At 50.2% G+C, this 7,513-nt stretch carries 9 protein-coding genes and 1 rRNA gene; 6 read left to right on the forward strand and 4 right to left on the reverse strand.

Going from position 1 to position 7,513, the window contains the following annotated elements:
• Positions 1–207 precede the first annotated feature (207 nt).
• On the forward strand, positions 208–1,059 hold the full coding sequence (locus CPA45_RS10690; RefSeq protein WP_096651530.1) for a TatD family hydrolase: 852 nt from the start codon (positions 208–210) through the stop codon (positions 1,057–1,059).
• A gap of 13 nt (positions 1,060–1,072) precedes the next feature.
• Positions 1,073–1,552: a hypothetical protein gene (locus tag CPA45_RS10695; RefSeq protein ID WP_096651531.1), complete on the forward strand. Its 480-nt coding sequence runs from the start codon at positions 1,073–1,075 to the stop codon at positions 1,550–1,552.
• On the opposite strand, the gene CPA45_RS10700 is transcribed toward CPA45_RS10695, so the two are convergent.
• Positions 1,549–2,151: an elongation factor P hydroxylase gene (locus CPA45_RS10700; RefSeq protein WP_096651532.1), complete on the reverse strand. Its 603-nt coding sequence runs from the start codon at positions 2,149–2,151 to the stop codon at positions 1,549–1,551. The genes CPA45_RS10695 and CPA45_RS10700 overlap by 4 nt on opposite strands.
• A 170-nt stretch (positions 2,152–2,321) precedes the next feature.
• Here CPA45_RS10700 and CPA45_RS10705 point away from each other — a divergent pair, with 170 nt between their 5' ends.
• From CPA45_RS10705 to CPA45_RS10715, 3 genes are all read left to right on the forward strand, one after another.
• Complete coding sequence (locus tag CPA45_RS10705; protein WP_096651533.1) at positions 2,322–3,740, forward strand: MATE family efflux transporter; 1,419 nt, start codon at positions 2,322–2,324, stop codon at positions 3,738–3,740.
• A 7-nt stretch (positions 3,741–3,747) separates the two neighbouring features.
• Positions 3,748–4,746: a DUF3080 family protein gene (locus CPA45_RS10710; RefSeq protein WP_096651534.1), complete on the forward strand. Its 999-nt coding sequence runs from the start codon at positions 3,748–3,750 to the stop codon at positions 4,744–4,746.
• Between the two features lie 113 nt (positions 4,747–4,859).
• Positions 4,860–5,564 carry a hypothetical protein gene (locus CPA45_RS10715; RefSeq protein ID WP_096651535.1) on the forward strand — a complete coding sequence of 235 codons (705 nt, stop codon included), beginning with the start codon at positions 4,860–4,862 and terminating at the stop codon, positions 5,562–5,564.
• 61 nt (positions 5,565–5,625) lie between these two features.
• Here the strand turns inward: CPA45_RS10715 and tusA are convergent, their stop codons facing one another.
• On the reverse strand, positions 5,626–5,877 hold the full coding sequence (tusA, locus tag CPA45_RS10720; RefSeq protein WP_096651536.1) for a sulfurtransferase TusA: 252 nt from the start codon (positions 5,875–5,877) through the stop codon (positions 5,626–5,628).
• A gap of 28 nt (positions 5,878–5,905) precedes the next feature.
• Here tusA and CPA45_RS10725 point away from each other — a divergent pair, with 28 nt between their 5' ends.
• Positions 5,906–6,193, forward strand: a complete 288-nt coding sequence (locus tag CPA45_RS10725) for an antibiotic biosynthesis monooxygenase family protein (RefSeq protein WP_096651537.1) — start codon at positions 5,906–5,908, stop codon at positions 6,191–6,193.
• A gap of 30 nt (positions 6,194–6,223) precedes the next feature.
• On the opposite strand, the gene rlmM is transcribed toward CPA45_RS10725, so the two are convergent.
• Both rlmM and rrf read right to left on the reverse strand, forming a co-directional pair.
• Positions 6,224–7,291 carry a 23S rRNA (cytidine(2498)-2'-O)-methyltransferase RlmM gene (gene rlmM, locus CPA45_RS10730; RefSeq protein ID WP_096651538.1) on the reverse strand — a complete coding sequence of 356 codons (1,068 nt, stop codon included), beginning with the start codon at positions 7,289–7,291 and terminating at the stop codon, positions 6,224–6,226.
• A 151-nt stretch (positions 7,292–7,442) separates the two neighbouring features.
• Positions 7,443–7,513: ribosomal RNA gene (rrf, locus tag CPA45_RS23270) — 5S ribosomal RNA — on the reverse strand; the annotation flags it as partial.

Here is a 7,513-nt window from a genome sequence, read left to right on the forward strand (position 1 = left end):
TATTGTTGTTATTGGATAGGCTTCAACGGCGCTTTAGGCCATGCCTCAACTGCATGTTAAGAGTAAAAGAGCCTCTCCTGTTTACCTATCAAGCCAGTTTTTTTGCAATTCGTGCCATTCGTAACTGCCTTCCACTTTATCTCTGCATTAGTCGCTACCGCTCTCGAGCGGTACAATAGCGTTTTAATTGCAAAGCAGGAGTAAGGTGTGGCCACCCCCTATAGGGATGATTTTTTACCCGAGTCGCTACAGTTTCGCCCTCGTACGCCGCTGGTTGATATTGGCGCAAATCTGACTCACGAGAGCTTTCAGCGTGATCTTAGTGATGTAATCGCCAGGGCAAAGGCCGCCAACGTAGCTACCCTAATCGTCACCGGTACGGATATCGAACACGCCGAGCAAGCAGTAGCAATGGCGCAGCAGTTTCCCGGGCTATACGCAACAGCCGGAGTTCACCCCCATGACGCAAGCGGCTGGAACGATGATGTAGCGCATCAACTTAAAGCACTCCATCAAAAGGCAGAAGTCGTTGCCGTTGGCGAATGTGGGCTGGACTTTAACCGCAATTTTTCTACTCCCTCTGAACAAGAGCGAGCTTTTGAGGCACAGCTCGCATTAGCAGCTGAAAGTGGCCTGCCACTTTTTTTACATGAGCGCGATGCTGGTCAACGCATGCGTGACATACTCCGTAGCTGGCGAGATGATATAAGCCAAGCGGTTATCCACTGCTTTACCGCGGACCGCGATACGCTCCACGGTTACCTGGATCTTGACCTACATATCGGTTTAACGGGCTGGATTTGTGATGAGCGTCGTGGGCACCCTCTACGTACTCTGGTTAAAGACATTCCACTGGAGCGGTTAATGGTAGAAACCGACTGTCCTTATCTATTACCCCGCAACCTTCCAGCAAAGCTGAAAGGGCGCCGACATGAGCCAGCCCTGCTACCCTGGATTGTAAGAGAGATTGCTCTTTGGCATGACGTAAGTGAAGCCGAGTTGGGCGCTGCAACCACCCGCACCGCCCTGCGTTTTTTCCGCATCGATGCGGTATCTTAGAAGGAGTAATAACGTGGCTGATTACCCAGGATTTATTGCCATTGAGACGGGCGACGAAGATGGTTTGCCACTGGTTATTGCCTGGTCTTTGCCCGATGGGCGTATCAAGCAGACATTGATTCAGCCTGATGACAGCTGGATCAATGAAGATACCAATGTCATGGGCGCTTATAGTATTGAGGAGTTAGAAAGCTTAGGCGTTAGCCCACTTGATGTGATTCGTGAGCTAGAAACCGATCATTTTTCTACAACGCTGTATACCAGCGACAATGGTGATGATGAAGCTGCGCTAGCGCGCCTATTTGACACCTACGGGATAGACCCTTTTGTAGAGCTAGCGCCTGCAAAGGTGCTTTATGAATCCATTAGTTCAAGCGAGTGGCACCGTTTACGCAGCGAAACATTTAATGACCTTGGTCTTGAGCCCATGCGACCCGAAGATGAAATAGCGGTCATGCTTTCACTACATCAACGGCTTACGGAGCCAGACTAATCAATGCAAGCTGTGTTAGCACTTAATACGTCATTAGTACGTAATGCCTCTTGCCCCCGCTGAATAGCAGCGCGTAGAGAGTCTGAACACTGATAGTAGCGTGTCAACGCAATATGGAAGGCGTTGGCGCGCTCAGGCAAGCCCTCTTCCTTATAGCGCTGCGCGCGGCTAGCCACTTTTTGTGCAAATGCTTCACGGTCCACTTCCACCTCACCGCCCAGATTATCAACACTCACATGAAAGGTGCGGTCACAAGCCTGGGTAAAAAGCCGCTCAAGTGCTTGAGGAGCGATTTCAGCTTGCTCGAACGCCCACTGTTGCTCCACATCTCGCCCATCAGGGTAATACCAATAACCGTAATCCTCTAGCAGGCGACGCTTTTCCCCAGCGATGCACCAATGGCTGATTTCATGCAAAGCACTGGCAAAATAGCCGCGAGCAAAAATAACCTGATGGTAAGGCGTACACGGTGTTGCTGGCCGATAAAGAGGTTCATCACCGCCTTTTACAAGCCGTGTTTGATAACGCTCAGCAAAAACGCCATCAAAGAGCGCCACTATATCGCTAAGTACCCAACGTCCTTCGTCTAGAGTTGTCATGCTGCCACTTTAGCCCACGATTTTGCGCAGTATACCTTAGTAGATTACACACACTGAAGAACCAGGCAGTCTAAAGAATGCTACAGCCTGAAGAGTAGACGGCAAAACTTAGCAACACCTGCTAATCTATCGGCTTTTTATAGGCCACTTTGCTAACTAGGAGCTTTACCTTGGGCGGCTTTGCTAAACAGATCAAAACGACCTACTGGCCAGAAACACGCATGCTGGTAGCCCTGGCGCTCCCCATTTGCGGTGCCCAGCTTGCTCAAGCGGGCATGAGTGTGGTGGATGTAATGATGACGGGGCGGCACAACGCCACTTCCCTTGCTGCTGTCTCAGTGGGTTCAAGCCTGTGGATGCCACTCATGCTGTTTATGACCGGCACACTAATGGGGCTAACACCTATTGTCGCTCACCTGCTAGGCGGCCAGCGTAACGAGGATATTCGTCCTGCTGTGCACCAAGCATTATGGGTTGCGCTAGCATTAGGTATTGTTGCCGCCTTACTGCTCTGGCTAGCCGTTATGCCAATCTTCGAGCGAATGAGTGTGCCTACCGCTGTTGCCAGAGAGTCTGCAGCCTATCTCTCTGCGGTTGCCTTTGGGATGCCAGGGATTGCGCTATTCCAGGCACTCAGGGCATTTTCAGATGGTATGAACCATACGCGCCCTGCTCTGTGGATCAGCTTGATAGGGCTATCGGTCAATATCCCTAGTAACTATGTATTAATTTACGGCGGTGATGGGTTAGTAAACCTTTTAGGAGATTGGCTACCAACCACCATTCAGCAGTTGCCTGCATTGGGCGCCTTTGGGTGCGGTATCGCCACAGCACTTTCAATGTGGACCATGGCCTTCGCCATGGTCTACTACACGCGGCGGGGCCGCACATATCGCAGCGTCTCATTGTGGCAACGGCTAACGCCACCCAGCTTAACCGGTATTCGTGAGTTAGTTGTGGTGGGCGTACCCATTGGGGTCGCTATCTTTGTCGAAGTAACACTGTTTACGCTTATTGCGCTATTTATTGCCAGTTTCGGTGAGGTCACGGTTGGCGCGCACCAAATTGCACTGAGCTATACCACAATTCTGTTTATGCTGCCGATGTCACTCAGCATGGCCCTAACGGTACGCGTAGGTAACACGCTCGGACAGCGACGCTTGGCATTAGCCCGCAAGGTCGCCTGGAACGGGATTGCCATCAGTGTGATGGTAGCTATCATCAATAGCTCACTGATATGGATGACGGCACCTACGGTCATTGCACTGTATACCTCGAACCCTGATGTCCAAGCATTGGCACTGACCATTATTTCTCTGGCGGTTATCTTTCAACTATCAGATTCACTGCAGGTTAATTTGGCCGGCGCACTCAGGGGTTACAAGGATACCCGCATCGTGATGATTATTACGGTGCTTTCCTACTGGATAGTGGGTTTAGGTGGTGGGCACTGGTTAGGAACTCATGGCTTAGGCAATATGTCTGAACCGATGGGTGTACATGGTTACTGGATAGGCTTAATTGCTGGGCTTAGTACTGCCGCCCTGCTGCTTGGGTGGCGGTTAAAGTGGATCAGTCAAAAGGAGTAACCACTCCATGCCTCCCACAACTCTTAAAAACTTTCTATTCACCCTGCCAGTCACGCTAGCACTGGCGGGGTGCAGCAATAACGATGCCGAACAACCCTGGATTGCGTACCATGAACAGCTAGCCGCTGACCTCGACATTGCATCTATTAACCGCTCAATGCCACGCAATATAGGTGCCTTCCCTGAGCGCCAAAACAGACAAATTCCAATATCTGAAATTCGTGAAAGCATAATAAATGTTTATGCATTACGGGAGTGCCAAATCACCTCGTTGGTTGCTGCACGCAATAACCAACTTGGCCGCGTCGCCCCACCAAGCCAGCAGTGGCTTTACGAACGCACGCTCTGGCAACGCCTGAGTAGCTGTTGGGAAAGTGAGGCAGTCAACAGTCTAAGTAATGAAAACAGAGCACGCCTGGAGCAGTTAACCTTACAAAAAACTGCTCAGCTACCCGCCGTTAGCTGGAATGCAATTTTTGAATCATCTGAGTGGGAACAAAGCTTTTCAAGGGCCAGCCAACCAATCGCTCCTGGTGAAATCGCTGATATCACCCCACAACTTGCTGCTATTCACTACTTAGGCCAGATGGTGGTGAATCAATTTAATCATGAATGGAAGCAAGACTCTTCTACCCTTGAACAACACCTCAAAACACTTCAAGAGCGCCCATTAACCGCGGAGTTACTACGGTCGCTACTGCTAGCAGAGCAGCGTTTGAGCGAGGCAAACCTAGCACTTTCAACACAAGAATTCCCAGCTGACACATGCTTACAACCTTGGGAAGATGCTTGGCTTACCACTGTTGAGCAGCAGGCTGAGCAGTGGCTTCTCGCCATCAATCAGCTGATTGAGGCACACGATGTTGCACCTCCCGAAGCCGTCTCAGAGTACCAAAATGCATGGTTATCAATGAGCAATCCAGAAGCGCCATGGTTGCAGTTTCAGACTGCTAAAACAGCCCATAAGCAGCTCAGAAGTCATTTTCTTAAATGTTCAAATGCGTAAAAATTACATTTCCCTCTTAACCTTATGGAAAACCTGTGCTATTGGTGAACTATGTGGTGAGCAGAAATCGCTGCTTACCAACGTCGAGACCACGCAGCACAAGGAGGGACTTTATGGGCGCACCCCAGTCACCCCGCTCTGCCCAGGTTATCGACCTGGATACCGTGCGTCAGCATCATCAGGCGCAAAAATGTTTGGTCCGTCTGGCACCTGAGCTAGATGGATTAGAGATGGTTTACCAGCTCGCTGCGAGTCCCGACACCTATTACGGCCTGCCAATCTTGGCCTGGGGGCTACGTAAAGACGGTAGCGTTATTGGGCTAGTCCCTTGGATGGAATCACTAGCAGCCTGCCATGAGCTGGATAATCAAGAAAACGGTCTATTCATCGGTTATCGTGACCCTGAAACGGAAGAAATCTTCGCGCTCCCCCCCGACCATAAACATGATGAGCTAGTGGCTGCAGCTGATTACTTTGAGTATGAAGCTTCAGAAGAGATTTCCCTCATTCAGCAGCTCCCAGATACGCTGGGCACTCACGCTTTGTGCATGAATCATCCCAGTACTCCCTGGCATATGAAAGCCGTGTACGGCTGGCGTCTTTATAGTGATGGTAGCCTTGAAGCTCTCCTTGCTGATGAGCAAGAAGCAACCATGACACCCATACTGCTGGGCGATAAATGCCTTTACGAGGCTCGCTCACGCCACCAAACGGTTTATTTCTTCCAACGCCATATAGCGAACCGCATTCTGGAGGAAGATCCCGCTACACTGGATGCCTTGGCAATGATGGTTATCCCTAACGGAGAAGCCGATTAGCTCTTTTACATACGAGGCTATCCACCATTAGTCGGCTCTAGCCTCGTTAGGCTCCACAGATCTATGCTAAACAGATAAAGTAGAGATAGTGGCCATCGACTTCGTGCTGTGCCAATAATTCATGTCCTAAAAACTGACAAAATTTAGGTACATCTCGTGTTGTTGCAGGATCGGTTGCTATCACTTTAAGCACTTGCCCTGGCATCATTTCTCTCACCTTGTTATGCATCAGCATAATAGGCTCAGGGCAATATAGCCCTGTGGTGTCTAACGATGCGTCAAAAGCTTGTGCGTCATCGGTATTAACAGTCATTTATATTCTCGGTTAGGAAACACACAGTATGATCAAAGTAATCATTGAACGGCGTATTATGCCCGGCCTGGAAGAAGAATTTGAGCAAGCAGCACGTGAAGCAATGCGCGTTTCCCTTGGTATAAGAGGGTTTGTAGGTGGTGAAACGCTGGTGGAACTTGGTCATACTGATCGACGTCTGATGATTACCAAATGGCGCGACTTACGCGCCTGGAAAGAGTGGTATGCAAGCGAAGCTCGTGCAGCGGCCATGCAACGTATTTTACCGCTACTGACCGAGGAAGAAACCATTCGGATTTACGAGCCTGGTTACTAAGGGCTCCTAGCTCGCCCCCACCCGTTACTTTTAGTGAGCTAGCCGCACGTGAACTGTCACCTCTTCCCGGTCATGGTAGAGGTGACGGCAGGAAATCTTAGCCCGCACCCCAGCTTCTGCCAACGTCTCTTCCAATGATGTTAAGCAACGAGTGACCTCTTCCCAGCGCTTTTTCATGGGCAGCTTAAGGTTAAAAATCGCTTCGCGGCACCATTTACGAACAAGCCAACGCTCTACCATGGCCAAGACGCGTATCGGCTTATCAACAATATCGCACACCAACCAATCTAGCCGCTGAGGAGGCTCCCAACTAAAACCATCTTCACGCAAATGATCAACTTGGCCAGTCGCCATAAGCTGCTTATCCATGGGGCCATTATCAATCGCGTACACGTACATCCCTCGTTGCACCAACTGCCATGTCCAACCGCCCGGTGCTGCACCTAAGTCAGCTGCTTGCATATGGGCCGAGAGCCGCTTGTCCCATTCATCGCGGGGAATAAACTCATGCCACGCCTCTTCTAGTTTCAGTGTCGAACGACTAGGAGCCCTAGAAGGAAAGCTTAATCGGCGAATGCCGTTGATTAATTCACTGCGATTATCTGGAAAGCTCATTCCCAGTTGTACGCGATCGCCATCTGTCCAGAAAATATGTAGCTTACGAGCACCAGCCTTACCACGGAGCGCACCACGCTTTTTCAGCATACTCTGTAGTGGCTTGGTAAGCGCCTTAATTAACCCCGCCAGCGCTTTTCCATCGTTAGTATCCGGCGTTTCATGCAAGATTTCTTCAAAGCTCCAACGGCTTGCCTTAACCTGATCCAAAATAGCAGTAAGGCGATCTTCGCGAGAAAGCGTCAGAGGAGGTAACGCAGCCAAACTTTGACGAGCAAAAATAAGCTGCTTAAACGCCGCTTGACGATGCACATCATTAATTGGCTCTCCATCCAGTCGCGTTAAGCTAGCCCACCCCTCCCCCTGTGTAGGCTCACATGGTACGCCTTGCTGTTTGGCGTGGTGCTGCATCTCTGCTAGTGCGTCACCTTCAAAACCTGGGCGGCAATAAACCAGCCACGACGTGGGTATCGCTTCACTCACCTCTTCACCTCGATTTTTGCCCAATATAACTGGAGTAGTTATCTGACTGATTATTAAAGCGCATCATAACACTTATCCAGCGACCATTTTTTGTTTAGCGCCCAACAAAAAACCCCAGTTCCTGTTGGAACTGGGGTTTTTCTTAATAAGTGCCTGACGATGACCTACTCTCGCATGGGGAGACCCCACACTACCATCGGCGCTAAGCGGTTTCACTTCTGA

Origin of the sequence: Vreelandella nigrificans (assembly GCF_002374315.1) — a bacterium.
Taxonomy (GTDB): Bacteria; Pseudomonadota; Gammaproteobacteria; order Pseudomonadales; family Halomonadaceae; genus Vreelandella; species Vreelandella nigrificans.

Coding starts and splice junctions, on each gene's coding strand:
- CPA45_RS10710 (WP_096651534.1), top strand. CDS start 3,748: ATGCCTCCCACAACTCTTAAAAACTTTCTATTCACCCTGCCAGTCACG.
- CPA45_RS10700 (WP_096651532.1), bottom strand. CDS start 2,151: ATGACAACTCTAGACGAAGGACGTTGGGTACTTAGCGATATAGTGGCG.
- CPA45_RS10715 (WP_096651535.1), top strand. CDS start 4,860: ATGGGCGCACCCCAGTCACCCCGCTCTGCCCAGGTTATCGACCTGGAT.
- CPA45_RS10725 (WP_096651537.1), top strand. CDS start 5,906: ATGATCAAAGTAATCATTGAACGGCGTATTATGCCCGGCCTGGAAGAA.
- tusA (WP_096651536.1), bottom strand. CDS start 5,877: ATGACTGTTAATACCGATGACGCACAAGCTTTTGACGCATCGTTAGAC.